Source organism: Saccharopolyspora sp. 6V, from assembly GCF_020176785.1.
GTDB lineage: Bacteria > Actinomycetota > Actinomycetes > Mycobacteriales > Pseudonocardiaceae > Saccharopolyspora_C > Saccharopolyspora_C gregorii.
Genome location: NZ_JAIUKB010000014.1, coordinates 165528 through 191731 on the forward strand (window position 1 = coordinate 165528; position 26204 = coordinate 191731).

The window sequence follows — 26204 nt, forward strand, 5'->3', positions numbered from 1 at the left end:
GATGAGCGATCCGGAGTTCGGCGAGCAGGACCGAAGACGGGACGAGCCGGACGAGAACACCTTCGCCGACGTGATGAACGGGTTCACCTTCGACAGCGGCCGCGGCAGGCGCGGGCGCCGGAAGAAGGCGGACCAGGCGGAGGACTCGGCCGCCGAGCAGGGCCCGGGAGACGCGGGTGCACCGCAACCCCAGTCGGGGCAGCCGCACTCCCGGCGACCCACCGCCCGGCCTCCAGCGGATCCGTTCGACCGGCGCGATCCGTTCGAAACCCCGCTGGAGTGGGAAACGCAAGGCCCGACGTACCGCGAACCGGACGCGGACTGGGGCGGGTCCCCGGAACCCGGTTCGGGGACGGCGGGATCGGCTCCGTGGACCGTCGGGGGGCAGCCCGCGGGCCGACCGGAAGCGGGGGGTGGTGAACCGGTGCCGGAACAGTCCAGGGGGGCGTTCGGCGCACCGGAGCGAGAACCGGAGCCGCAGGCCGAGGTTCCCGCGGCCATCCGCTCGTACACCTGGACCGGTGGCCGGACCAGGTCGAACTACGAGCTGCAAATGGAGACGCTCGTGTCCACGAGCGAGGCCTACCGGCCTGGCTCGGCGGGGCGGATGGAACACGAGTCGATCGCTGAAATGTGCCGGCATCCCAGGTCGGTGGCCGAAGTCGGAGCGCTGCTCTCCGTTCCGATCGGGGTGGCTAGGGTGTTGCTGGCCGACATGGCGGAACTGGGGATGGTCACCGTGCACCAGACGGTGACCGAAAGCGGTAGCGCACCACACCTGTTGTTGATGGAAAGGGTATTGAGTGGACTCCGTCGGCTATAGAGCTCCCCAAGGAGGCGCTCGGGGGCCGGTCGCCCCCCAGCGCGGTGCCACGACCTCGGCGAAGATCGTCGTCGCGGGCGGATTCGGTGTCGGCAAGACGACGTTCGTCGGCTCCGTCTCCGAGATCGTCCCGCTGACCACCGAGGCGGTGATGACGGAGGCCAGCGCGGGCGTGGACGACCTCGCGGCCACACCGGACAAGAGAAGCACCACGGTCGCGATGGACTTCGGCCGCATCTCGCTGGATTCGGACCTGATCCTGTACCTGTTCGGCACGCCCGGGCAGCAGCGCTTCTGGTTCATGTGGGATGACCTGGTCAAGGGCGCGATCGGCGCGGTGGTGCTGGTCGACACCCGGAGGCTGGCGGATTCGTTCTCCGCAGTGGACTTCTTCGAAGACCGCGGGCTGCCCTACCTGATCGCGGTGAACTGCTTCAACGGCGAACTGCAGCACCGCATGGAGGAGATCCGGGAGGCGATGGCGATCGGGCCGCACGTGCCGATCGGACCGTGCGACGCCCGGGACCAGCAGTCCACCAAGCAGGCGCTGATCGCCTTGGTGCAGCACGCGATGCGGCACTGGCAGCAGCAGGGGCAACCGGGCGGTCAGCAGATCGCGCGGTGAGTCCCGCGGCGGACCGGCCCGCGCGCCGGTGACGGGGAACTCCCCGGCCGGGTCGCGGGTGGTGGGTCGTACAACTCGATCGAGCGAGTGGGCGAGCGCGCCTGCGGAGCGGATGACCGCTCTGCGGCGCGCTCGCTGCTGTGCGGGGGATTGAAAGGTCCGCGGGGGCGGGTTTCCGGGCGGCTGGGGGGATCTCAGGCGGGTTCTCGGGGGTGCTGGGGCGGCCCGGGAGGTTCGGCGCGGGGGCCGGGGTTCCGGGGAACGGCGGGTACCGGGTCCGGTGGTGCCGGTCGGGGGAGCGGAGCGCGGTGTCCGCCCGGTGGCGCGATCGGCGGCCCTGGCGGGGAGTCGGCGCGCGGGTGTGCGGCGGGCGGGGTGCGGCCGGGGTCGGGTGGCGTCCTGCGGTCGGCGGTGGAAAACCCCGTTCGCAGCGCGGTTTTCCCGGTTCTCGGGGTGGTGGTGCGGCGGGACTGTCCACCTTGATCAGTGGATCTTCGGCACCGCGCTGCGGTGCGCGGTGGCGCACCACCCGGGGCGGTGCGGCTGGGCGACAGGTGCCGCCGAACGGCGTGATCGCGTTTTCGCTGCCATGCCGGGACTTTTCAAGTGGCTCGGTACCGATTCGGGCTGGTTGGCGCACTCGTGGAATACCGTCCGCTGTGGACGAAAGAGCGGAAGTCGGTTCGGTTCGGGGCTTGGGACATTCACCCAATTGAAAGAGTGCGCGCATCGTTATCGTGCGGCTAGCATTCTTTTATAGCGGCCAGTGGTCGACTACTTCCACTTCTCAAGATCACCTGAAACGCGCGGGATCGACTGCGCGACCAAGATCTTCTTGGTCGGCGGATTCCGTCGTGCCAGGTGGTTTTCCCAGTCATGCAAGGCGATCTGATGAAAGGTGGCCACTGTGGACTTCGACGCGCTCTTCCATTCGCACTTGGCGGCGATTCGAGCCAGCGTCCACGAGGGTTTTCGATTCCGGTACCTGCCGACCGGGCGGAACGACGAGTTCGTGCTGCAGGGATTCCGCGTGGAGCACGGGGTGATGGACACGTTCCTGGCCCATGCGGCCGATGACGCGGTCGCCGCCCGATACCGGCTTTCCGACCTGGAAATCCCCGATCCTCCCGCGCTGTGGCGGCGGGACGGGCCGGTGGACGAGGTGGTGCTGGCGTTGCTGGCGCTCCCCGCCCACGGGGCTCGCGGATCCCCGGTTTCCGGCGGATTCCCGGTGCACTTCGGCATTCCGCGCCTGCGGCGACCGCGCGGTGGCGCACTCGATCCGAATTCGCCGCCGGACGTGCTCTCCCGCATTCCGCAACCGCGCTGCGGCGGGTGCGGGCCACGATCGGGCGCCCCGCGCGGTTCCCGCCACCTGGGAGGTGGCCGATGAACGTGAAGAAGGACTTACCGATGACCTGGCACTTCGAACGGATCTCCGCGCGCGAGTCCTACACGTTCCGCTGGGGGCGCGGCTCCGGAATGATCACCGTGCACCGCGGGGACGCGCGCGGTTCGCACAGCGACGACAACCTCGTCGATTGCGTGCAGGTCGGCATCGACTGGATAGACGACCAGGACGTGCGGGTGCAGGCCCGCAAGTGGATCAGGGTCAACGCGGGACGTGGCGTGCGATGAATGCGCCGCTCGTCGCACAGCGCATTCCGGCCTGGGGTGCGCGGCCGATTCCGCGCCGCCGGTTCCGGGCCGGATCGCGCACCGCGCGCCCGGCCGCTCGCACCGCCCGGCGCGACGGCGGAACGCGGTGGGCGCCGCGCTCGCGACCGCGTCGGACGACCGCGGGAGCGCGCGGCGAACCCGGACGTGGCGCCGGCGGAGCGCGCGCACCACCAGGGAACTCCCGCGCGGCGGCGGCTCCGGGAATTTCGCGAGCCGTTACCCGCGCGACCCCGCCGGTCGGAGCGCGCGGGGTAGACCGGTGGGCGGGGCCTCCGCACCGGAAGTCCCGCCCACGCAGCCGGAATCGAGCGCGACGCCCGGCGGAACAGGAGGTGCGCGGTGAACGTCCTGCCGCCCGCGCCCACCGCGGAACTGCCCGCCGAGTGGTCCTGGTGCCCGGACTGCTCGGGAACGGGCCTGCTCGACCCCGGTCCGGCCGACCCGGCACCCGCCGTCGCGGAGGAGTGCTGGACCTGCCGGGGCCTCGGCGCCGGGGCGCGGCACGTCCTGTGACCGGACCGATCCGGGGGGGGGGCCCCCCCGGCCCCCCCCGGGGGGGGCCGGCGGGGGGGGGGCCCCCCCCCCGGGGGGGGGGGGGGCCCCGGGCCCGGGGGGCCCGGGGGGGGGGGGGCGCGGACCGCGGCCGTGGGCCGCGCCCCCCGCCCCCCCCCCCCCCCCCCCCCCCCCCCCCCCGGCGGCCCCCCCCCCCCCCCCCCCCCGCATTTCCGCGTCCGGGCGGGGAACCCGGACCGCGGGGACCGGAGCGAACCGGTCACCGGCTACCCGTTCGCCTGACGTCCGCGGTCCACTACCGTGAGGTGGTTGGTTCCGTGCCGGGAGGAGGCCGCGGGTGGCGACGCAGCGGGTCCCGCCGGACGTGTTCCGCTTCGCGGTCGGTGCTCAGGCCGAGTCGTACTCGGCGATCCTGCGCGCGTTCGCGGACGCGGCGCAGTGGTGGGAGGGCTCGCTCGGCATCGATGACGTGCGGGACCGGGTGCGGGCGAGCGGCTGGCTCGACGCGCTCGGCGACGGAGACCTCGCGGAACGGCTGAAGAAGCTCGCCGAGTGGGGGCTGCTCGACGTCGTCCAGCACCACGCGGAGGACTACCGCACCGCCGCCGAGTACGAGCGGCGCAACCTGCACTACGCGTTGACGAAGGCGGGCGCGGCGGCCTGGTCCGGGCTGCGGCACGCGATGGCGAGCTTCGACGAGACCGGCGCGTTGCAGACCGCGGTGCTCGACGCCATCGCCGACCGGCTCGCCGAGATCGCCGCGCTGCTGGCCGAACCGGGTTCGGCGGACCGGCGGCTGTGCGCCGCGGTGCACGAGCTGGAAGGGCACCTGGAATCGCTGCGCACCGGCACCGCGCACTTCCACGCCGAACTGCGGCGGCTCCAGCGGTCCGACGACCCGGGCGAGTTCGACGAGGTGAAGGCGGCGACCGTCGCGCACCTGCAGGAGTTCACGACCGACCTCGACCAGCGCCGGCCCGTGATCTCCGCCGCGCTCGCCGAGGTGGAGGCGCACGGCGTCGCCGACCTGCACCGGCGCGCGCTGCGCGGCGCGGACCTGCCGCCCACCGCTGACGAGCGGGACTGGCTGGAGCGGCGGGCGGCGAGCTGGGGGACGCTGCGGGACTGGTTCCGCCCGGCGGACGGCTCGCCACCGCGCGCGGAGCTGCTGCGCGCCGCCGCCCGCGGAATCGTCGGGGAGCTGCTGCGGGAGCTGGAGCGGATCACCGAGGCCCGCAGCGGATCGTCCAGCGCCGCGGCCGATTTCCGCGAACTGGCCCGGTGGTTCACCACCGCCGACCGGGACGAGGACCTGCACCGCCTCTGGTCCGCCGCGTTCGGGCTCGGCCCCGCGCGGCACGCGCACCTCGCCCACGAGGACCCCGAACTGGTGGCGCCCGCGACGCCGTGGGTGCGGGCCCCGCGGGTGCGGGTTTCGGCGCTGCTGCGCAGCGGCGGGCGCGTCGAGAAGTTCGGCAGCACCGGGAAGGTGCGCGACGTCGCGCAGCTCGCCGCGTTGCGCGCGGCCCGGGCCAGGCGGGAGCGCGCCGAGCTGGACGCGGCGTGGCAGCGGCTCGTCACCGGCGGCGAAGTCCGGCTCTCCTCGTTCACCGGGCTCGAACCCGGCGTGCTCGACCGGCTGCTGGACCTGCTGGGGCGCGCCCTGGCGAGCCGCGCCGACGACGCGGGCGTGCGCCGTGCCCGCACCGGCGACGGACGGGTCGAGATCGAGCTGTCCGACCCGGCGGACGGGCGCACCGCCGAGCTGCGCACCGAGCGGGGAACGCTGCGCGGCCCGGACTTCGCGGTGCACGTGCGGCTCGTCGCCGACGGCGCGGTGGAGGCGGGCGGATGAGCAACCTCGCCAACCAGCTGGTCATCGCGGAACGCGCCGACCTGGCCCGCGGTATCAGGCTGCTGCTGGGCAGCCCGCTGATCCGGGCCGCGACCGACCCGGACGGGTTCGACCTGGTGCGGCGGCGCGCCGACACCCTCGCGAGCTGGTTCGACCACCACTGCGGCTGGGCGCTGGTCGTGGAGCCGCGGCAGGGGTACGCACGGCTCGCGAAGGTGCGCTCCGACCCGGACGCGTCCCGGCCCGCTCGGCGGGACCGGGGCAGCCGGGCGCCGTTCGACCGGCGGCGCTACGCGCTGTTCTGCGTGGCCGCGGCGGAACTGCTCGGTGGTCCCGCGACGACCGTCGGACTGCTCGCGGACCGCGTCGCGCAGGCCACCGCGGCCGATCCGGTGCTGCCCGGGTTCGACCCGGCGCTGCGCGCCGAGCGGATGGCGTTCGTGGACGTGCTGCGCGCGCTGGAGGGCTTCGGCGCGCTGGACCCCGTGGACGGCAGCACCGAGGACTACACCGACTCCGCCGGGGCGAAGGTGCTGTACCGGGTGGACGCGACGCTGCTGGTGCGGCTGCTGGCCGCGCCGAACGGGCCGTCGCGGCTGCCGGACGGCGACCGGCTCGCCGGGATGCTGGCCGAACCCCGCTACGGCGGTGCGGGCGCCACCGACGTGCAGCGCGCGCTGCGGCTGCGGCATTCCGTGCTGCGCAAGCTGTTCGACGACCCGGTGGTGTACTGGGCGGACCTCACCGCGGAGCAGCGCGAGTGGGCGACCTCCCGCACCGGCCGGGAGAGCATGCGGAAAGCCGCCGAGCAGGGCGGGTTCGCGGTGGAGGAACGCGCCGAAGGCGTGCTGCTGGTCGACCCGGAATCCCTCGCCACCGACGGCAGGTTCCCCGACGACGGCGACAACGCGAAGGTCGCCGCGCTGCACCTGCTGGATTCGCTCGGCGCCTCCCGCGCGGGGCTCACCGCCGACCAGCTGCGGGAGGACGCGGAATCGGTGCTGGACCGGTCGCCGGGATCGGCGCGCACCTACCGCTACTCCGACGGCCCGGCGCGGCTGGTGGCGGACGCGGTGGCGGTGCTCGTGGACTTCGGGCTGGCCCGGCGGGACGGGGAGCGGATCGTCGCGCTGCCCGCCGCCGCCCGCTACACCATCGTGTCCGGTTCCCCCGACTCCGCTGGAGGAAACCCGTCGTGACCGCCCCCGAAACCGCCGCGGTCCGCTGGCGCCCGTCGCGCGCCGGGATCCTCAACGTGTGGCGCTACTACGACGAGGTCTTCGAGTTCCACAACGGACGGTTGCTGCTGCGCGGCCCGAACGGCACCGGGAAGTCGAAGGCGCTGGAACTGCTGCTGCCGTTCCTGTTCGACGCGGACCTGCGGGCGAACCGGCTGTCCACGTTCGGCAGCGCGGAACGCACCATGCACTGGAACCTGATGGGCGAGGGCGCCTCCGGCGTCACCCGCGTCGGCTACGCGTGGCTGGAATTCCGTTGCGGCGACGGGTGGTTCACCTGCGGCGCCCGGTTGCAGGCCAGCAAGCACACCGCCGAGGTGCGCGCGGACTTCTTCACCACCTCCCGGCGCGTCGGCGTGGACCTGCGGCTGGTCAACGGCAACGACCAGCCGTTGACGAGGACCGCGCTGGAGGAGCGGCTTGGCGAACTCGGGACCGTGCACGACACGCCCGCCGAGCACCGGGCAGCGGTGCGCGCCGCGCTGTTCCCGGAGCTCACCGAGCCGCGCTACGAAGCGCTCATCACCGCGCTGCTGCAGCTGCGCACCCCGAAGCTGTCCGAGCGGCTGGACCCGAACCTGCTGTCCACGCTGCTGTCCCGCGCCTTGCCACCGCTGGGCGCGGCCGAGATCTCCGAGCTCGCCGAGGGGTTCGAACGCCTCGACCGGCGCCGCGAACACCTGGCGCGGCTCGACGAGCAGGTGCGGGCAGCGGACGCCGTCGCCGACCGGCAGTCCGGCTACGCGCGGCGGGTGCTGCGCGCCGCGGCCGCCGACCTCCTCGCCGCGGACGCCGACCTGGACCGGGCCGCCGAGGAGGCAGCGGACGGCGCGCGCCGCCACGAGCGGACCGCCGCCGACCGGGACGAGGTCCTGGCGCGGCGCGGTGAGCTGGCGCGGGAGGCCGACCGGCTCCGGGCCCGCATCGCCGGGCTCGCCGACGGCCACCACGAGGCGGCCGAGCTCGACCGGCTGCACGCCGAGACCACCGAAGCCGAGCGCACCGCCACCGCCGCCCGCGACCGGGCCGACCGGCGCGCCACCGAAGCCGACGCGGCCGCGCAGCGCGCCGCCGCCGCCGCCGCCCGCGCCGCCGCGGTGGCCGAGCTGGCGGTGCGCGCCGAGCGGGACGCGCGCGGGCACGCCGAACCGGTCGGTCTCGCCGGAGCGTTCCAGGAGGCCGCGGGCACCGCGGACCGGCGGCGCGCCCGGCTGCTGCTGCGCGCCGCCGCGCGCGGCGAGCACGACCGCACCGCCGAGGTCCGCGCCGCCGCGGACCGGCACGACCGGGCCGTGGCGGCCCGCACCGCCGCCGAGCAGCACCTGGAGGAAGCCCGGGGCGAGCAGACCGCCGCGGCCGAGCGCAGCGCCGAAGCCGCCCGGGCGCATGCCGACCGGCTCGACGCGCAGGCGCAGCGGGTGCGGGACTGGGCGGCGGGCCTGGTGGAACTACCCGTCGACGACCTCGACGCCGCCGCGCGCGCCGGCACCCGCGCCGCGCTGCTGGCGCTGCTGCACCCCGGCTACCTGACCGCCGCGGCCGAGCTGGGGCGTGCGCACGCCGCGGCCACCGCGCGCCGGGACGAGTGCCGGGCCCTGCACGCCGAGCTCACCGCGCGACGCGACCGGGCCGAGGACCCGGCCGAGGACCCGCAGCGCCCCGGTGCCCCGCTGTGGCGGCTGGTGGCGTTCCGCAGCGGCACCACCCCCGGCGTGCAGGCCAAGGTCGAGGCGGCGCTGCACTCGGCGGGCCTGCTCGACGCGTGGGTCGGCCCGGACGGGGTGCTCGACGGCGAGGGCACCCGGCTCGACCCGGCCCGGCTGCGTCCGGTGGACGGGACCTCGCTGGTGGAGGTGCTGCGGCCCGAATCGGGCGGGCCGGTGGACCGGGACCGGATCTGGGCCGTGCTGCACGGGATCGGCTACGGCGCGGCGTCGGTGGACCCGGCCGAGGATCCCGCGGGCGCGGGCAGGCACCGCAGCGCGGAGACCGCCCCGGAAGCGGCGATCGCGCCGGACGGCAGGTGGCGCCTCGCCGGGCTCACCGGCGACGGTTCGGCGCCCGAGGTCGCCCGGATCGGCAGCACCGCCCGCGACCGGGACCGCAAGCGCCGCGACGCCGCGCTGGACGAGCGGATCGAGGAGGTGGCGGCCGAGCTCGCCGAGCTCGACACCGCGGCCGGTGCGCTGGACGCCCGCCGGGACGCGCTGCGCGCCGAGTGGGAGGCCGCGCCCGACGACAGCGCGGTGCGGGACTCCCGCCGGGCCGCCGACGTCGCCGAAGCCGAGGCCGCCGCCCGCGACGGCCTCGCGCACCACCGGGCCGAGCAGGTCGCGGCGGCCGCGGACGCCGCGCGGCGAGCAGGGGACCGGCTCACCGAGCTCGCCGCCGAACTCGGGCGGCCCGCGGACCGGTCCGCGCTGGACGAGCTGGACCGGCGCGTCGCGGCCTGCACCGACTCCGCCGCGGACTGGCTCGACGCCCGGTTCGCCGCCGACGCCGAACGGCGCGCCGCCGACACCGCCGCCGAGGTCGCGCGGCGCTCCCGGGACGTCGCCGCCGAACGGCGCGCCGAAGCGGAGGAGGCCGAGCGGGACGCGCTGCGCCGCGCCGAGCGCGCCGACGCCGTGCGCGCCGCCCTCGGCACCGCGGACCGGCAGGTGCTGGACGAGCTCGCCGAGCTGCGCGCCGGCCTGCACGACGTGGAGCTGCGGCGGGACCGGTCGACCGACCGGCTCGTCGAGGTGGCCGGGCGGCTCGGCGCGCTGGAGCACCGGCGCGCCGCCGACACCGCGCGGCACGAGGCCGCCCGCGCCGCCCGCGACGCCGCGGCCCACCGGTTGCGGAGGCACGCCGCGGCCGGGTTCGCGGTCGACGCCGGGATCGAACTGTCCGAATTGGACGATGACGGTGCGGTGCTCGCCGCGGCCCGCGAGATCAGCGGTGCCTGGGAAGCGCTCCCGCACGGCGCGAAGGACCGCGCCGACGCGCTCGGCAAGCTCGCCGAAGCCGTGCACGGCGGCCGCCACGTGCTCGCGGACCGCGCGGAACTGCGGCTGGAACCCGGCGAGGACGCGCAGCTGTTCGCCGCCACCCTCGACGGCGTGCGCCTCGGCGCCACCGGGCTGCGGGACGCCCTGCGCGCCGAACGCGACCGGCTGCGCGCGGGCCTCACCGGTGCCGAACGGGAGCTGTTCGACCAGACCCTCACCGGCGAGACCCGCAGGCACCTCGCCGCCCGCATCCGCCAGGCCGGGGAACTCGTCGACACCATGAACGCCCGGCTCAAGCGGGTCCGCACCGCGTCGAAGGTCGCCGTGCGCTTGGTGTGGGAAGTGGACCCCAACCTGCCCGCCGGAACCGGCGCCGCACGCGAACTGCTGCTCACCGACCCGGAACGGCTCGACGACGCCGACAAGGACGTGCTGCACGCCTTCTTCCGGGAACGCGTCGACGAGGCCCGGCGGCACGGCACCGCCGCCGGGTGGGAGGGGCAGCTGGCGCAGGTCTTCGACTACACGTCCTGGCACCGCTTCGGCGTGCAGATCGACCGGGCGAACGGGGAGGGCTGGCAGCTGCTCACGAAACGGCTGCACGGCGCGCTCTCCGGCGGGGAGAAGGCCATCGCGCTGCACCTGCCGCTGTTCGCCGCCGTCGCCGCGCACTACCAGGCCGTGCCCGCCGCGCCCCGGTTCATCCTGCTCGACGAGGTGTTCGTCGGCGTGGACGCCACCAACCGCGGGCAGGTGTTCGACCTGCTCACCGCGCTGGACCTGGACCTCGTGCTGACCAGCGACCACGAGTGGTGCACCTACCGGGAGCTCGACGGCATCGCCGTCCACCAGCTCATCACCGGCGACGGCGACGACGCGGTCACCACCGCCCGGTTCGTGTGGGACGGGCGGGCGCTGGCGGAGGAACGCGGTGCTCCCTGACGGTCTGCGGCGAGCCGAGTTCGCACCCCTGTGGCGGGCGGTGCACGACCGGCTCTCCTCGGGCCGGGCCGTGGACCGGGTCCGGGTGGGCCCGCTGGACCGGCGGCAGCGCGAAGCGCTCGCGGGCCTGCTCGGCGCCGACCGGCTGCCCGCCGACCACGTCACGGTGTCCGTGGCACGGCTGGACGCGGTGCTCGAACCGCACTGCGGGATGCGCTGCCGGGACATCGTCGAAGAGCTGATCGGCCCCGTGCAGGACCGGGCGCTGCAGCGGGAACGCGCCCAGCGGCAGCGCGCCGCGCTGTGGGAGTGGTTCACCGAGCACCCGGTGGTGCGCGCCCAGCCCGCCCTGACCGGGTGGGCGGAGCAGGTGCGCCGCGGCGGCCTCCCCGGCGGAACTCCCGCCGCGGCGGGACGACTGCTGGACGCGGCGCTGCACGTGCTGCACGCGCTGCCCGCGCCCGGCACGCCGCTGCCCGCCTTCGCCGAGGCGGTGCTGGGCGATCCGCGCGCCCTCGACCCGGGCGGATCGCTGTCCGGACTCGTGCTGCGCGCGCTCGCCGAGGTGCACGGCGTTCCGCTGCCCGCCAGCGACGGCCAGCGCCGCGCGCTGTGGCGGTGCGCCGGGATCGGCGAACCCGGACTGCCCACCGCGGTGCTCAGCGCGGGGATGCAGCCGGTCGGCGGACGGCTGTGCGGCGAGATCATGCGCTCCTGCACCGCTTCCGGGCACGCCGCCTCCACCACCCTCGACCAGCTGCGCGACGCCGGCCGGATCGTGCTCGGCGAGCCCGACGTGTGGGTCGTGCAGGAACCGGCCGTGCTGGAGCGCGCGCTGCGCCGGTTCGGCCGCACCTGTCCGCCGCTGGTGTGCACCTCCGGCTGGCCCAACGGCGCCGCGATGCTGCTGCTGCGGACCCTCCGCGCGGCCGGGGCGCGGCTGCACCACCACGGCGACTTCGACGGGGAAGGCCTCCGCATCGCCGCGTACGTGCAGGCCAAGGCCGGGGCCGTGCCGTGGCGGATGAGCACCGCCGACTACCTGGCCGCGCTGGACCGGCACCCGGCCGGACCCGGTGCCGGGCGGATCACCGACGCGCCCTGGGACGCGGCGCTCGCCCCGGCGTTGCGGGAGAACCGGGTGGCGGTCCCGGAGCTGCGGGTGGCGGACGAACTCCTCGACGAAGCGGTGTGGCGGACGCCGTGACCCGAGCCTGCCCCGGTGCGGGGCTCGCCCGGCGGGCGGTGATGCCCGCCCTCCGCGTTCGCGGGTGCCGTCGGCTCAGGACGGGAACGCGGTGCCGGTGGAGGCGTTCTCCCAGCGCTCGACGTCGCCGAGGAGTCGTTCCGCGTTGGCGCGGGTCCGGCCGACGGCGTCGGCGCCGAGCACCAGGTGCATCGGTGGCTCCGGGGCGGCGACGGCATCGAGGATCACCTCCGCCGCCCGCGCCGGGTCACCGGCCTGCGCACCGTCCGTGCGCTGCATCGCGGCGACGGCGGCGCCGGTGTCGGCGTAGTCGTCGAGGGCGGCGGCGGTGCCGCGCCGGGAGCGCTCGGTGAGGAACTCGGTGCGGAAGTGGCCGGGCTCGACGACGGTGACGCGGATGCCCAGCGGCGCGACCTCCTGCGCGAGCGCTTCGGACGTGGCGCCGAGCGCGGCCTTCGCGCCCGCGTACAACCCGGATCCGGCGCCGGGGGCGAGCCCGGCGATGGAGGAGATGTTGACGACGTGTCCGGAGCGCTGGGCGCGCAGCAGCGGCAGCGCGGCCTGCACGACGCGCAGCGCGCCGAAGAAGTTCACCTCGAACACGTGCCGCGCTTCGTCCGCCGAGGCCTCCTCCACGGCGCCGAGCAGCCCGTAACCCGCGTTGTTCACCACCACGTCGAGGCGCCCGGCGACGCGGTGCGCGGCGGCGACCGCGGTGGCGGCCTGCTCCGGGTCGGTGACGTCGAGCGGCACGGTGTGCAGCGCGCCGCCCGCCGCGTCGAGGTCGGAGTCGCCGGTGCGGGTGGTGCCGACGACGGTGTGGCCGCGGCGCAGCGCGGCTTCGGCCAGCGCCCGGCCGAAGCCGCGGGAGATTCCGGTGATGAACCAGACGGACACGGGGTCCCCCTCGCGATTGATGGTCCACTGTGGACGGCCCGGTGCCGGGCCGATGGCTCCACGCTAGGCACCGGAGTCCCGCCGAGGGAGGGCGTGGCACTGCCACCCGGGCCGCTTCGCTCCGTCAACGGCCCCGACCGCCGATCGGGGGCCGGACGCGAGCGTCCCCGCCCGGTCAGGACACCCGGAACGTCGCGCCGGGCCTCGGTCCGCGAGGCGAACGTCAGAGCATCGCCAGGAGCATGGCGCCCATGCCGATGCTCATCGCCCCGTGGCAGGCCGCGTCCCACGCCAGCCGGGTGGCCCGCGGATCGGCCGGGGCGCCGGTGGCGTCGGCGGTGTTCAAGTTGTGCCGCGCCGTGTCCACCGCCGTCGAGATCCACGCCACCGAGGACAGCACCAGGAACGCCCCGAGCACCGCCGACACCAGCACCACCGGCGCCGGGGGCCCGGCGGCGGCCGCGGGCGCGGCCAGCACCCCGGACGCGGGAGCTCCCGCCGCGTGGTGGTGGTGCCCGCCACCGGAATCGTGCGCACCCAACATGAGCAGCGGCATCGCCGCCACCATCCACACCATCGCCACCGACATCACCGCGTGGTGCGCGTGCGCCAGCCGCGGTGAGCCGTACCCGTGGGCGCACGGGACCCGCAGCACCGCCAGCGCCGCGAACCACACCGCGGTCGCCGCGAACAGCACCAGCTGCGGCGTGGCGGGCACGCCCATGCCCCACGGCCACACCATCGCGATCATCAGCAGGCTCATCGCCAGGTGGCTCGCCGAGCTCAGCCGATCGCTCGGCCGCAGGCCCGGTCGGGTGGCGCTGATCGCGCACCACACCGCCGTCACCGCGAACAGCACCGTCAGGACCCAGCTCAGCAGCAGCGATTCGACCACGATCAGACTCCGGCGCTCCGCCGGGCGCGCGCGCCCAGCACGTTGTCCACGACGAGGAACAGCAGCAGCGACGCGCCCAGCAGCGGCAACGCGTACGCGACGAACGCGGCCACCACGATGATCGGCGCCATGACCCGGCCGGGGACGCGCCGCCACGCCCCCCGTTCCGGCGCCCGGCCGAACCGGCCACCTCCGCGGGTGGGCCTGCGCAGCCACCACATCCGGTAGCCCCAGAAGATCATCGAGAGCAGGCCGAGCATCAGCGCCGCCAGCACCAGCTGGTTCGCCAGCCCGAACAGCAGCCCCATGTGCGCGTCGATGCCCCAGCGGGACAGCTTCGCCATCAGCGGGTAGTCCGCGAACCGGATCGTCTCGGTGATCGCTCCGCTCGACGGGTCCACCGCCACCTGGTCCTGCTTCGTCGGCCAGCTGCGCTGCACCTGCTGCACGGTGTAGGCGGAACCGGCATCGGCGGGCGGCGTGATCTCCACCGGACCGTCCAGCCCCGCGCCGAGCGCGGCCGCGTGCACCCGATCGATGCCCACGTCACCGGCGGGTGCCGCCGGCAGCTCGGTGGACACCGCCGGGGTCTCCCACGACAGCTGCTCGCGCACCGCGGTCACGTTCTCGCCCGCGTGCACCGACCAGGTCAGGCCCGTCGCGGACAGGAACAGCAGCCCGAGCGCCGCCCACAACCCGACCGCCCCGTGCCAGGACAGCACCCGCCTGCGACCAGCCGGGCGGAACTCCGGGGCCAGCAGCAGCCGGGCGCGCCGCTCGCGGCGGGTGCGCCCGATCCACAGCGCCGCACCGCCCAGCACCACCACCCACAGCCAGCTCGCCGCCAACTCGCTGTAGAGGCGGCCCGCGTCGCCCAGGTGCAGGCCGCGGTGCAGGTTGTCGATCCACGCGCGCAGCGGCAGCGCCTGTCCCGAGCCGTAGGTGACCAGGTCGCCGCGCACCTCCAGCGTGTGCGGGTCGACGAACACGGTGCGCAGGTAGCTCTCCGGCAGGTCCGGCGCCGCGAAGATCACTTGGGTGGTGTCGGTGCCGGTCGCGCCCGGGCGCACCGCCTGCACCTGCTCGCCGGGGCGCACCTCGCGGGCCGTCGCGATCTGCTCCGACAACGGGTGCGCGGTCGCCGCCGCGGGCACGTGCAGCTCCCGGGTGTAGACGGCCTGCTCCAGCTGCGGCGTGAACACGTACACCAAGCCGGTCAGCGCGGCCACCACCAGGAACGGTGCGATGAACACGCCCGCGTAGAAGTGCAGGCGCAGCACCAGCGGGCGCAGCACCGACCACGTCGACGGGCTCGCGGGCCGATCCGCCACCGCGCTCCCGGACGAGTCCGGGTCCTGCTGCTCCGCGAGACCTGGATCCGTCGCCATCGCCGCTCCTGTCCTCAGCCGCTTCGGTCGACCCACTAGTCGCCTGATCATCGTGCTTGGTTCCCGCTGTGACATCCCCCTCCACGATGTGGGAGCGAACGGGGGCGGGCGTTGACCCGTTCGCCGAACGCGTGCACGGGGGCGGGGGTGAACGGACCGCGCGTCCGGGGCAGCGGCGGTCACCCGGTGCCCGCTCGGTGGGCTCGTTCTCGGGGTGAACGGACCGTTCGTCCGATCTAGTTGGTCGAACGGTCCGTTCACTCCGGCAGGAGGTGGTGCGAGTGGGGTCACAGGGGGTGCGCGGAACTCCCGCGGGCGGGGGCGCGACCAGTCCGGGAGCGGGTAGCTTCCCGCTTCCGGGGCGCGCGGCGTCCGTTCGCCCCGGGGACGTCGAGCACGAGGACAGCGCAGTGCCACCACCCGGTTCGCAGCCCCCGCACCGCCTGCCGTGGATCGCGGGGGCGAGCATCGCGGCCCTCGTGTCCGCGTTCGTCGCCGTCTTCCTCGGCGAGTCCGGCTACGCGCCGCTCGGGTTGTCCGATCCGGGTGCCGTGGTGCGCGTCGGGATCGGACTGGTGCGGCTGGTGGCCGACGCGTCCGCCGCGATCACGTTGGGATCGCTGGCGTTCGCCGCGTTCTTCACCTCGCCACGCGAGTCCGGCGGCATCGCACCGGACGGGTTCGCCGCGGTCCGCGCGGCCGGCGCGGCGGCCTGGGTGTGGGCGGTCGCTGCGGTGCTGATGATGCCGTTCGAGATGGCGGACGGGACGGGGCACCCGCTGCGCCGCGTGCTGCCGCCGGACGCGTTCACCGGGTTGTTCAGCGCCATGTACGAGCCGACGGCCTGGGCGATCACCGCCGGTGTCGCGCTGGTGGTGGCGGTCGGCGCCCGGACGACGCTGCGGTGGCGACCCGCGCTCGGGTTGACCGCGCTCGCCGCGTTCGCGCTGCTGCCGCCCGCGGTGGTGGGTCATTCGGCGTCCAACGCGGGCCACGACTTCGGGACCAACGCGATCGTGCTGCACGTGCTGGCGGCGGCGCTGTGGATGGGCCTGCTGGCGGCGGTGATCGCGCACCTGCGGCGCGGTGGCGCGCACCGGGAGCTGGTGCTGCGCAGGTACCGCCGGTTCGCCGGGGTGAGCTGGCTGGTGCTGGCGGTCTCGGGGCTGGTGGACGCGCTGGTGTTGATGCCGCTGTCCGACCTGGGGCGTACCGCGTTCGGCGTGCTGGTGCTCGCGAAGATCGTGCTGCTGGTGCTGCTCGGCGCCTGCGGCAGCTGGGTGCGGCGCCGGTCGTCGGCACCGGTGGCGCTGCTGTCCGCCGAGTTGTTGATCATACTGGTGTCGGTCGGCGTGTCGATGGGCATGGCGCAGACGCCACCGCCGAACCTGCTGGACCGCGGGGTCAGCTCCTCGGAGGTGATCCTCGGCTACGACCTGCCGGGACCGCCGAGCGCGTGGGGATTCCTGGGCACCTGGCGCTTCGACCTGGTCCTGGGCCTCGCCGTGGTGGTGCTGGCTGCGCTGTACGTCGCGGGGGTGCGCCGGTTGTGGCGGCGCGGGGACCGGTGGCCGGCCGGGCGCACGGCGGCGTGGCTGCTCGGCTGCGTCACGGTGCTGGTCGCGACGTCCTCCGGGCTAGGCGTCTACTCGTCCGGGGTGTTCAGCGTGCACATGCTGGTGCACATGGTGCTGAACATGCTGGCGCCGGTGCTGCTGGTGCTGGGCGGCCCGATCACGTTGGCACTGCGGGCATTGCCGACCGCGGGCCGGGGGAATCCGCACGGCGCCAGGGAAGTGCTGCTGGCCGTGGTGCATTCGCCGGTGGCACGGGCGGTGGCGCACCCGGCGATCGCGACGGTGCTGTTCGTCGGCTCGTTCTACGCGCTGTACTTCACGCCGCTGTTCGAGAACGCGATGTCCGAGCACTGGGCGCACGAGCTGATGAACGTCCACTTCGTCCTGGTCGGCTACCTGTACTACTGGACGGTCATCGGGGTGGATCCGGCGCCGAAGCCGCTGCCGCACCTGGGGCGGCTGGGCATGGTGTTCGCGGTGATGCCGTTCCACGCCTTCTTCGGCGTGATCGTGATGGGCATGAACGACGTGATCGCGGAGAACTTCTACCGCACCCTCGACCTGCCGTGGGCGCAGGACCTGCTCGCGGACCAGAAGCTCGGCGGTGGCATCGCGTGGGCCGCGGGGGAGGCGCCGCTGGTGGTGGTGCTGATCGCGCTGCTCACCCAGTGGTACCGGCACGACGCGCGGGTGGCACGCCGCGCCGACCGCTCCGGGGACGAGGAGCTCGCCGCCTACAACGCGATGTTGGCGAAGCTCGCGGAACGCCGCTGAAGGCTGGGCGAGCTCCTGCTGCGAAGTGGGTGGGGTGGCGGAACCTCAGCCGTTCCCTCGCTGCGGGATCGTTTTCACCGGTGGCTCCGCCACAGGAGAAAACGCTGTCCTCGCGAGGAAACGGCTGAGAACCCGCGGGTGGTCCCGTTGCTCGGGTGGTCGTTTGCTCAGCGGCTTCGCCGCTGACAGGAAGGAGTCGAGAGCAGCAGGGCAGGTTCGAAGACGGGCAAGTGAGGTTCTGCCGCCCGCTCCGCCTCGTGAACGGGGGCTGGGGGGAGTCCTGTGCTCGGCGGATGCGGCCACGTGGGGTTCGGTTGCGCGTCGAGGAGCTGCGGGGGCGTGACCAGGAGCGGGACCGGGCCGAGCCTGGGCGGGCGCGGGGTCGGGCGTTGGCCTGGTTCGTGCACGGCTGCGTGCTGATCGACCTGGACGTGACCACGAGCAGCGTGGTGGAGCTTTACTGGGAAGTGCTCGCCCTGCTGGACGATCCGGCGCAGCACCGCACCGGCAGCGGGTGGGAGCGGGCCGTGCTGCACTGCGTCGACCTGCTGCGGGAGCCGTTGGCGGAGGTGGCGGCCGATCCGCACCGGCACGCCTCCCGCGACGAGCGGCTCGCGCTCGCGCCGCTGGTGGAGATCCCGCGGCAGGTCCTGGTCGGCCCGGGTGACGCGGAGCGGAGCTTCCCGATGGCGTGCTGGAACGCGGCCGGTGCCCTGCTGGACGGGGTGCTCTCGCCGTACCGGGCCGTCGGTTTCGTCGTCTGTGTAGGCTACTTCTCCCAGGATCAGGACCTGGCGTGGGTGCGGGAGTGGCAGGTCCGGTACGAGGACGAGCCGGACGCGCGTCCCGCGCTCGACGCGGAGATCCGGGCGTGGGCGCGCGATCGGGTCGTCGGCCGGGACTAGTGCGACCCGGTCGCGCTAGTCGCCGCTAGTCGGTGCGCAGTCCGGTGAAGCGCCGCAGCCGCAGGCTGTTGGACACCACGAAGAACGAGGACAGCGCCATCGTCGCGCCCGCGATGAGCGGGTTGAGCAGACCCAGCGCGGCCAGCGGCAGCGCGGCGAGGTTGTAGCCGAACGCCCACAGCAGGTTCCCGCGGATCGTGCGCAAGGTGGCCCGCGCCAACCGGATCGCGTCCGGCGCCACCGTCAGGTCCTCCCGGACCAGGATCAGGTCGGCGGCGTCGATGGCGATGTCGGTGCCGGTCGCGACGGCCAGTCCGAGGTCGGCGGTGGCCAGCGCCGGGGCGTCGTTCACGCCGTCGCCGATCACCGCGACCACGTGGCCTTCGGCGCGGAGGCCGCGCACCACTTCGGCCTTCTCGTCGGGCAGCACCTCGGAGATGACCCGTTCGATGCCGACCTCGTCGGCCACCGCCCGCCCGGTGGTGGCGTTGTCGCCGGTGAGCAGGATGGTGCGCAGCCCGAGCCGGTGCAGTTCGGCGACGGCCCGGGCCGCGGTGGGTTTCACCGCGTCGGCCAGCGCGAACACGGCGACGACCGCGCCGTCCTCGCCGCAGAGCACCGCGGTGCGGCCCTGCGCCTCCCAGTTCTCGCGGAGTCGGTCGAACTCCGCGGGCACCTCCCAGCCTCGTTCGTCGAACAGCGCGCGGCGGCCGATGAGGACGTCGCGCTCCTCCACGACGCCGTGCGCGCCGAGCCCCGGCCGGGCCGCGAACGAGTGGACCGCGGGGAACCGGCCCGCCGTAGCGTCCACTTCGGACGGTGCGGCGGTTTCGGCCGATCCGGGTTCGGCGTCCGCCGCGCCGGAATCCGCCTCGGTGCGGGCGAACGCGGCGATCGCGGCGGCCACCGCGTGCTCCGAGGCGTCCTCGACGGCGCCCGCCCGGCGCAGCACCCCGGCGCGGTCCCGCTCCGGCGGCACGTGCAGCTCCACCACCGACATCCGCCCTTCGGTGACGGTGCCCGTCTTGTCCAGCACCACGGTGTCCACGTCGCGGGTCGATTCCAGCGCCTGGTAGCCCTTGATGAAGATGCCCAGCGTGGCGCCGCGCCCGGACGCCACCATCAGCGCCGTCGGCGTGGCCAGGCCCAGCGCGCACGGGCAGGCGATCACCAGCACCGCCAGCGCCGCCGTGAACGCCCGGTCCGAGTCGCCGGTCCACAGCAGCCAGGCCAGCAGGGTCAGCGCCGATCCGGCCAGCACGGCGGGCACGAAGTACGCGGAGATCCGGTCCGCGAGCCGCTGCACGGCGGCCTTCCCGGACTGGGCCTCGGACACCAGCCGCAGCATCGCCCCGAGCCGGGTGTCCGCCCCGACCTGGGTGGCCCGCACCACGAGCCGCCCGTCGAGCACGGCGGTGCCGCCGAGCACAGTGTCCCCCGCGCCGACCTCGACGGGCGCCGACTCGCCGGTCATGGCGCTGCGGTCCAGCGCACCGCGGCCGTCCTCGACGACCCCGTCGGTGGCGACCGTCCCGCCGGGCCGCACCAGGAACCGCTGCCCGGCGCGGAGTTCCGCCGCCGGGACCTCCCACTGCGAGCCGTCGTCGAGCAGCACGGTCACGTCCTTGGCCCGCAGCGCGGCCAGCGCGTGCAGCGCGTCCCCGGCCCGCCGCTGCGCCCGCGCCTCGAAGTACCGGCCGGCCAGGACGAACGCGGTGACGCCCGCCGCGACCTCCAGGTACAGCGCGCCCTGCGGGTTCAGCAGCAGCCACCAGCCGGGTTCGCCGACCGGGTCGGGCCGGGCGAACATCGCGTACAGCGACCAGCCGACGGCGGCGGTGACGCCCAGCGACACCAGGGTGTCCATCGAGGACGCACCGCGCCGAGCGCCGCGCAGCGCGGCCCGGTGGAACGGCCACGCGGCCCAGCCCGCCACCGGCAGCGTCAGCGCCACCAGCAGCCATTGCCAGCCCGGGAAGCGGGCCTGCGGCACCACCGTGAACAGGATCGACAGGTCGCACAGCGGCACGAACAGCACCACCGCGACCAGCATCCGCCGCCACAGGTCGCGGACCCGGTCCGGCGCCGCACCGCCCGCGGCGGGCTCGGGTTCCGCGTCCGGTGGCGGCACCGGTTCCGCGTCGTAGCCGGCCCCGCGCACGGTGTTGATCAGCTGCTCGACCTCGTGCTCGGCGGAGAACTCGACGGTGGCGACGGCCGTCGCGTAGTTCACGCCCGCCCGCACCCCGTCGAGCTTGTTGAGCTTGCGCTCCACCCGGGTCGCGCAGGCGGCGCAGGTCATCCCGCGCACGGCCAGCTCGACCTGCCGGGGTGGTTCCGTCGCCGTCGAGCCGTGGGGCGGTCCGGTCGGCTGGGTCGTCGTCGGGGACATCGGGCAAACCTCTCGCGGAACTCCGGTGGCCCGCGATCAGGCCACCCGTGCACACAGTCGGTCCGGCCCGGGGCCGGGTTCCCGCGGCTCGCTGTGAGCTGCGGAACTCGGGGGCCGCACTTCAATGATCACGGGTCGAACACGCGTTCGCCACTACACGATCGGTCGACGTCAGGCGGGGTCCTTGACCAGCTTCGCCACGAAGAAGCCCTCGAAGACGTCCGAGGGCCGCACCCGCACCGCGTGCCGCAGGCCCGGGTCGAACTTCTCGCCCCGCCAGGAACCCAGGCCCGGCAGGAACTCCTCCTCGCTGAACCCGAGCGGCGCCACCGACAGGTCGGCGTGCCTGCGCAGCACCTTGTGCACCGGGAACTCGTCCTCCTCCGGGCTCAACGTGCACGTCGAGTACACCAGCGTCCCGCCCGGCTTCAGCAGCTTGTAGGCCGCGTCGCACATCTTGGTCTGCAGGTGCTTGTACTTCTCGATCCGCTCCTCGGACCAGTACCGCAGCGCGTCGGACTTGCGCAGGTTCACCCGGCCCTCCCCGGAGCACTGCACGTCCAGCAGGATCCGGTCGAAGCGCTCCGCGGGCACCGACTTGTCGATGTACTGCGCGTTGTGCGTGGTCAGCTCGGCGTGCCGCACCCCGTAGAGCTCGGCCAGCTCGGCGAGCTTGGCCGCCCGCGGCGGTGCCGAGTCGTTCAGCCACAGCTCGCCCTCGTTGCCGGTGCGCGCGGCGATGTGGAACGCCTTCCCGCCGGGCGCGGCGGCCACGTCGAGCACCGAGTCCCCGGGCTGCGGGTCCAGCGCCACCGGCGGGATCAGGCTCGCCGCGTTCTGCAGGTACACCCGCCCTTCGTGGGCGAGCGGCAGCACCTCGTCGAAACCGTCGTTGTCCGGCCAGAAGAACGAGTGCTCGCACCAGTCCACCGGGATCAGCCCGGGCGCCTTCGCGCGCACGAACTCCAGCGTCTCGCGGTAGCGCGGCTCGTCCAGCAGCCGGTTGACCCGGATCGAGGTGGGCCGGGCACCGCGGAACACGGACTCGACCTGGTTCGGACGGATGCCGAGCACCTCCGACATCCGCTTCTCGAACGCACGGGTCTTGCGCTGGCTGCTCACGGCCGCTGCTCCTGTCGGGTCGTCCGGTCCGGTACCCGAAGCCTGGCACGACCGCCTCGCGCACGGCGCCCCCGGGCCCGGCCCACGGCCCGCCCGCGATCACTCCCGCGCGGGAACCGGTCCCCTCCGGCGGGGGAGTCGGCGGGCTGGTGCACCGGGCGGTCCTCGTGGCACGGCGGAGGGTGAGCGGCGGTGGCGGGGAACCGTCGCCTCGCACGGCGCGGCGCTGTTCGGCCTCGCGCACGCGCAGTGGCTGGTGGACGCGGCTGCCCACCGGATGGGCCGGAGCGTTGCTCGCGGCGGCGCCGGTGCGGACCGACCGGGCGGGGTGGCGGGTACCATCGGGCGCAGCGGTGGTGGGGCTCGCCGCTCCGAAGGTCGGAGAACCGCGGCACGACGCCGCCAACAGTCCCTATCGGACCGGACGCGTGCCGTCTGGTCGCGGTAGGAGGCGTGCATGGCGAACCCCGACGAGGCCGTCGATCCGGACGTGGATTCCCGGATTCCCGCGCAGCGGCGCGAACTCTCCCGCACCAGGGGTGCGGTCCTGCTGGTCATCGCGCTCGGCGGCGGGCTGGGAGCGCTGGCCCGCTACGGCATCTCGCTGCTGCTGCCGACCGAGCCGGGGCGGTTCCCGTGGGCGACGTTCGGGATCAACGTGCTGGGCTGCCTGCTCATCGGCGTGCTGATGGTGCTGATCACAGAGGTGTGGACGGCGCATCCGCTGGTGCGGCCGTTCTTCGGCGTCGGCGTGCTCGGCGGGTTCACCACGTTCTCCACCTACGCGGTGGAATTCTCCGCGCTGCTGGCGCCGGGGACCGTGCTGATCGCGGCCGCCTACCTGGCGGGGACGTTGCTGTGCGCGCTGCTGGCGGTGCTGCTCGGCGTGGCGTTGACCCGGTGGGCGGTCACCAGGGAGGTGGGCTGAGATGGCCTTGCGCATGTCCGTGTTCCTCGGTGCCGACGACCGGTGGCACCACAAACCCCTCTACCACGAGATCGTCAAGCGGGCTCGGGACGCGGGCCTGGCCGGGGCGACCGTGCTGCGCGGCGTGGAGGGCTACGGGTTGTCGTCCCGGGTGCACACGACGCGGCTGCTGGACCTGGCGGAGGACCTGCCGGTGCTGGTGGTGATCGTGGACTCCGAGGCGAAGGTGCGCGGGTTCCTGCCGCAGCTGGACGGGTTGATCGGTGACGGCGCGGTGGTGCTCGACGAGGTCGAGACGATCGTCTACCGGGGGTACGAGCGGGCGTGACGGCGGTGCTGGTGTTCCTCGGGGCGATGGTCGGCGCCCCGCTGCGGTACCTCACCGACCGCGCCGTGCAGTCCCGGCACGACACGTTGTTCCCGTGGGGGACGTTGACGGTGAACGTGCTGGGGTCGCTGGTGCTCGCCGGGCTGGCCGGGGCGGGCGGGGCGTTGCCGCCGCTGGTCGCGGAGCTGGTCGGCGTCGGGTTCTGCGGCGCGCTGACCACGTACAGCACGTTCAGCTACGAGACCTTGCGGCTCGCGGAGGACCGCGCGTACTTCTACGCGGCGCTGAACGTCGTGATCAGCGTGCTCGCGTCGGTGGGTGCTGCGCTGCTGGGGCACACCGCGGTGCAGGCCGTGGTCTGAACGCCGGCGCGATCCGGCCTCGGCCGAACGGCCGGGATCGGGCGGCGGGCGGCCGTGATCCGCCATTTCACCGCTCGTGGGGGAATTCCCCGGCCGAGCCCGGGCGGAAGCATTCCGGCGGCGTGCCGAACGCACTCTGGATTCCGAACGGACCCGCGGCACCGAGAAATCACCGGTTGCCGATATCGCGAAGGGAATCCCGCATGGGAATGAAGAATTCGGTTCGTCGGATCTCCGTGGGCGCAGCCGCGCTGCTGGGCGGCGCGCTTCTCGCCGGGACGGTCGGTGCGGCCGCCGCGTCGGCCGCCGAACCGGGCGCGGTGCAGTTCTGCGCGCAGGGCGATTACGCGGCGTACGTGGACATCCACTCCGTCGACCTGGGTGACGGCACGCTCTCGCCGGGCATGCTGAGCACCGTCCAGGAACCCGGCCAGTGCTGGGAGAGCGACCTCGGCTCGATCGGTCCGGACGCGCCGGTCGACGTCTGGGGAATTCGCGCCGACGGTTCCACCTTCCACGTGGGCGCGTCCACCGTCGATCCTGGATCCGGAACCGGTCTCGGCGCCCAGGGCACTGCGGCGAATCCGTCGTTGGCCCAGTGGTGAGCTAGCCGGACGGGCTCGGAATTCTCGGGCGCGAAGAATTCCGGGCCCTCCTCCGAATCGCTTTCGACTTCCCGGGCATCACGATCCGGCGGAGGACCTGGCGCCGGACGGCGTCCGCCGCGAAGGTGGAACCGCACCGGACCGCACCAGGAAGGACCACCATGACCGCACGGTTCAACCCGCGCGTCCTGCTGTTCGACATGGACGGCACGCTCGTCGACTCCACCGCGGTGGTCGAACGGACCTGGCGCGACTTCGCGGCACGGCACGGGCTGGACGCGGCCGACATCCTCGCCGATTCGCACGGCCGCCGCGGTGGTGAGACCGTCGCCCGCCACCTGCCCGCGGGTGCCGACGTCGCCGCCGAGACCGCCCGCGTCGACGAGCAGGAGCTGCGGGACCTCGACGGGGTCGTGGCCATCCCGGGCGCCGCCGAGCTGCTGGCCGGACTGCCCGCCGGGAGCTGGGCGCTGGTGACCTCGGCCGGCCCGGAGCTGGCCGCGCGCCGGATGGCCGCGGTCGGGCTGCCGATGCCGGACGTGGTCGTCACCGGCGAGGACGTGCGGCGCGGCAAACCCGATCCGGAGGGCTACCTGCGGGCGGCGGCAGCGCTCGGCGTCCCCGCGACCGAGGCGTTGATCTTCGAGGACGCCGAGGCGGGGATCGAGGCCGCGCGCGCCGCGGGCGGCCGGGTGGTCGTCGTCGGCTTCCGCACCGGCCCCGCCACCAGCGGGCTGCCCCGCATCGCCGACTTCACCGGGGTCCGGGCGGACTCGGCGGAATCCGGTCTGACCGTGGAACTCCGCGCGCCCGCCGACGAGGAGGCCGCCCGCCGCTGACCTGATGGCCGCCGGGAACGCGCCGATCGGCCGAGGTGCCGGGGGACGCGCTCCGGAGATGCTGTGGCACGTGGCCGACGCGTACCTCCTGCCGATCCGCACCGCAGCGGTGCTGTTCCCGCTCCTCGCCTTCGTCCTGCTGGTCCCGGTGGCCGTCGTGCTCTACCGCAGGCACGGCGTGATGCGCTGGTGGGCGCTGTCGTTCTACGCCTTCCTGTACTACTTGATCACCGCGTACTGCCTGGTGCTGATGCCGCTGCCGGGCACCGCGGTGGACGTGTGCCGCGAATACCCGCGGATGGGGCAGTGGCAGCTGACGCCGGGCAACACGTTCGCGGACGTGTGGAAGGAATCCGGCCACCGGGTGACCTTCGGCGACCTGGTGCTGCACAACTCGGCGGTGATCGAGACCGGGTTCAACCTGCTCCTGCTGCTGCCGCTGGGCGTGTTCCTGCGCTACCACTTCCGCCGCGGGCCGTGGACGTCGCTGGCGGTGGCGGCGGCCGTGGCGCTGTCGTTCGAGGTGACGCAGGGGACCGGCGTGTTCGGTATCTACCCGTGCCCGTACCGGTTGTTCGACGTGGACGACCTGGTGGTGAACACGCTCGGCGCGATGCTCGGCTGGTGGCTCGGCGGGCAGGTGGGGCGCGCGATGCCCGCGCTGAACGCCCTGGACGAGCGGGTACTGGCCCGGCATCCCGTCCCGTTCGGGCGTCGGGCGGTGGCGCTGGTGCTGGACATCGCGGGGGCCGCGGTGCTGAGCGCGCTCGCCCTGGTCGTGGTGATCATGTTCGGCCTGCCCGCGTGGTGGGGGCCGGCGGTGGTGTTCGGCGGCTGGTTCGTGGCGCTGCCCACGTGGACCGGGGCGACTCCGGGCAAGCGTTTGCTGTTGCTGGAGCTCGTCGACGACTCGGGTGCTCGTCCGGCGGCGTGGCGGCTGCTGCTGCGCGCCGTGGTGCTGGCGGTGCCGTTCCTGCCGCCGCTGCTGCTCGTGCTGCTGGCGGCCGACACGTTCGGCGGCCGGGGCGTGCCCGGTGCCGTGCTGCGGGTGGCCCGATCCGGTGCTCTCGACGAGAACGTGCTGCTGGCGGGGCTGTTCGCCGTGGTGGTGGGGGTGGCCTCGACGGTCCTGGTCGCGCTGTACGCGCTGGTGGTGCGGCTGCATCCGGCGGACCGCAGCCTGCACGAGCTCGCCTCGGGAGTGCACAACCGAGCCCTCCCGCACCACAACGCGCCCCACCCGGTGCCGGCGGAGCAGCGGGACGACGAGCCGGCCCCGGCACCGCGGTGAACGCGCGGCGGCCCCGGCGGGACGT

Annotated in this window: 22 protein-coding genes; 17 read left to right on the top strand and 5 right to left on the bottom strand. The window is 74.5% G+C overall.

The features are described from left to right. Position 1 precedes the first annotated feature (1 nt). The 9 genes from LCD35_RS03300 to LCD35_RS03340 all read left to right on the top strand — a co-directional run bounded on the left by LCD35_RS03300 (position 2) and on the right by LCD35_RS03340 (position 11876). The gene (locus LCD35_RS03300; RefSeq protein ID WP_224961916.1) at positions 2 to 823 is read left to right on the top strand and encodes a DUF742 domain-containing protein; all 822 of its coding nucleotides are present in this window, start codon (positions 2 to 4) and stop codon (positions 821 to 823) included. Next, positions 804 to 1448 (top strand): ATP/GTP-binding protein, encoded by a 645-nt coding sequence (locus LCD35_RS03305; RefSeq protein WP_224961919.1) that lies wholly within the window; start codon positions 804 to 806, stop codon positions 1446 to 1448. The genes LCD35_RS03300 and LCD35_RS03305 overlap by 20 nt, the downstream gene beginning before the upstream one ends. A 907-nt stretch (positions 1449 to 2355) precedes the next feature. Continuing rightward, entirely contained in the window at positions 2356 to 2841 is a 486-nt protein-coding gene (locus LCD35_RS03310) for a hypothetical protein (protein WP_224963027.1), read from the top strand. Positions 2842 to 2861: 20 nt separating this feature from the next. Then, positions 2862 to 3086, top strand: coding sequence for a hypothetical protein (locus tag LCD35_RS03315; RefSeq protein ID WP_224963029.1), 225 nt, complete (start codon positions 2862 to 2864; stop codon positions 3084 to 3086). Positions 3087 to 3467: 381 nt separating this feature from the next. Next, the gene (locus LCD35_RS03320; RefSeq protein ID WP_224963031.1) at positions 3468 to 3641 is read left to right on the top strand and encodes a hypothetical protein; all 174 of its coding nucleotides are present in this window, start codon (positions 3468 to 3470) and stop codon (positions 3639 to 3641) included. 337 nt (positions 3642 to 3978) lie between these two features. Beyond that, a complete protein-coding gene (locus tag LCD35_RS03325) occupies positions 3979 to 5496 on the top strand; it encodes a TIGR02677 family protein (protein WP_225043678.1) in 1518 nt (505 codons plus the stop codon). Further along, on the top strand, positions 5493 to 6695 hold the full coding sequence (locus LCD35_RS03330) for a TIGR02678 family protein (protein ID WP_224963034.1): 1203 nt from the start codon (positions 5493 to 5495) through the stop codon (positions 6693 to 6695). The genes LCD35_RS03325 and LCD35_RS03330 overlap by 4 nt, the downstream gene beginning before the upstream one ends. Continuing rightward, positions 6692 to 10669, top strand: a complete 3978-nt coding sequence (locus LCD35_RS03335; protein ID WP_225043679.1) for a TIGR02680 family protein — start codon at positions 6692 to 6694, stop codon at positions 10667 to 10669. The genes LCD35_RS03330 and LCD35_RS03335 overlap by 4 nt, the downstream gene beginning before the upstream one ends. Further along, positions 10659 to 11876 carry a TIGR02679 family protein gene (locus LCD35_RS03340; protein WP_224963059.1) on the top strand — a complete coding sequence of 406 codons (1218 nt, stop codon included), beginning with the start codon at positions 10659 to 10661 and terminating at the stop codon, positions 11874 to 11876. The genes LCD35_RS03335 and LCD35_RS03340 overlap by 11 nt, the downstream gene beginning before the upstream one ends. Before the next feature lie 75 nt (positions 11877 to 11951). On the opposite strand, the gene LCD35_RS03345 is transcribed toward LCD35_RS03340, so the two are convergent. From LCD35_RS03345 to LCD35_RS03355, 3 genes are all read right to left on the bottom strand, one after another. Beyond that, complete coding sequence (locus LCD35_RS03345; RefSeq protein ID WP_224963061.1) at positions 11952 to 12773, bottom strand: oxidoreductase; 822 nt, start codon at positions 12771 to 12773, stop codon at positions 11952 to 11954. 223 nt (positions 12774 to 12996) lie between these two features. Continuing rightward, a complete protein-coding gene (locus LCD35_RS03350) occupies positions 12997 to 13668 on the bottom strand; it encodes a DUF5134 domain-containing protein (RefSeq protein WP_224963063.1) in 672 nt (223 codons plus the stop codon). A 2-nt stretch (positions 13669 to 13670) separates the two neighbouring features. Then, on the bottom strand, positions 13671 to 15056 hold the full coding sequence (locus LCD35_RS03355) for a PepSY domain-containing protein (protein ID WP_225043680.1): 1386 nt from the start codon (positions 15054 to 15056) through the stop codon (positions 13671 to 13673). 410 nt (positions 15057 to 15466) lie between these two features. Between LCD35_RS03355 and LCD35_RS03360 the strand changes: the two genes are divergently transcribed. Both LCD35_RS03360 and LCD35_RS03365 read left to right on the top strand, forming a co-directional pair. Beyond that, complete coding sequence (locus tag LCD35_RS03360; protein WP_225043681.1) at positions 15467 to 17407, top strand: cytochrome c oxidase assembly protein; 1941 nt, start codon at positions 15467 to 15469, stop codon at positions 17405 to 17407. Positions 17408 to 17796: 389 nt separating this feature from the next. Further along, a complete protein-coding gene (locus tag LCD35_RS03365; protein ID WP_225043682.1) occupies positions 17797 to 18312 on the top strand; it encodes a hypothetical protein in 516 nt (171 codons plus the stop codon). Between the two features lie 25 nt (positions 18313 to 18337). On the opposite strand, the gene LCD35_RS03370 is transcribed toward LCD35_RS03365, so the two are convergent. After that, on the bottom strand, positions 18338 to 20704 hold the full coding sequence (locus LCD35_RS03370; RefSeq protein ID WP_225043683.1) for a cation-translocating P-type ATPase: 2367 nt from the start codon (positions 20702 to 20704) through the stop codon (positions 18338 to 18340). 171 nt (positions 20705 to 20875) lie between these two features. Then, a complete protein-coding gene (locus tag LCD35_RS03375) occupies positions 20876 to 21826 on the bottom strand; it encodes an RsmB/NOP family class I SAM-dependent RNA methyltransferase (RefSeq protein WP_224961140.1) in 951 nt (316 codons plus the stop codon). Positions 21827 to 22283: 457 nt separating this feature from the next. On the opposite strand from LCD35_RS03375, the gene crcB reads away from it, so the two are divergent. From crcB to LCD35_RS03405, 6 genes are all read left to right on the top strand, one after another. Continuing rightward, positions 22284 to 22754 carry a fluoride efflux transporter CrcB gene (crcB, locus tag LCD35_RS03380; RefSeq protein ID WP_224961139.1) on the top strand — a complete coding sequence of 157 codons (471 nt, stop codon included), beginning with the start codon at positions 22284 to 22286 and terminating at the stop codon, positions 22752 to 22754. A gap of 1 nt (position 22755) precedes the next feature. Beyond that, the gene (locus LCD35_RS03385) at positions 22756 to 23082 is read left to right on the top strand and encodes a DUF190 domain-containing protein (protein ID WP_224961138.1); all 327 of its coding nucleotides are present in this window, start codon (positions 22756 to 22758) and stop codon (positions 23080 to 23082) included. Next, positions 23079 to 23444, top strand: coding sequence for a CrcB family protein (locus LCD35_RS03390; RefSeq protein WP_224961137.1), 366 nt, complete (start codon positions 23079 to 23081; stop codon positions 23442 to 23444). The genes LCD35_RS03385 and LCD35_RS03390 overlap by 4 nt, the downstream gene beginning before the upstream one ends. A 203-nt stretch (positions 23445 to 23647) precedes the next feature. Then, positions 23648 to 24049: a hypothetical protein gene (locus tag LCD35_RS03395; RefSeq protein WP_225043684.1), complete on the top strand. Its 402-nt coding sequence runs from the start codon at positions 23648 to 23650 to the stop codon at positions 24047 to 24049. Between the two features lie 161 nt (positions 24050 to 24210). Then, complete coding sequence (locus tag LCD35_RS03400; protein WP_224961135.1) at positions 24211 to 24888, top strand: HAD-IA family hydrolase; 678 nt, start codon at positions 24211 to 24213, stop codon at positions 24886 to 24888. 70 nt (positions 24889 to 24958) lie between these two features. Further along, positions 24959 to 26179 (top strand): VanZ family protein, encoded by a 1221-nt coding sequence (locus LCD35_RS03405; RefSeq protein ID WP_224961133.1) that lies wholly within the window; start codon positions 24959 to 24961, stop codon positions 26177 to 26179. Positions 26180 to 26204 lie beyond the last annotated feature (25 nt).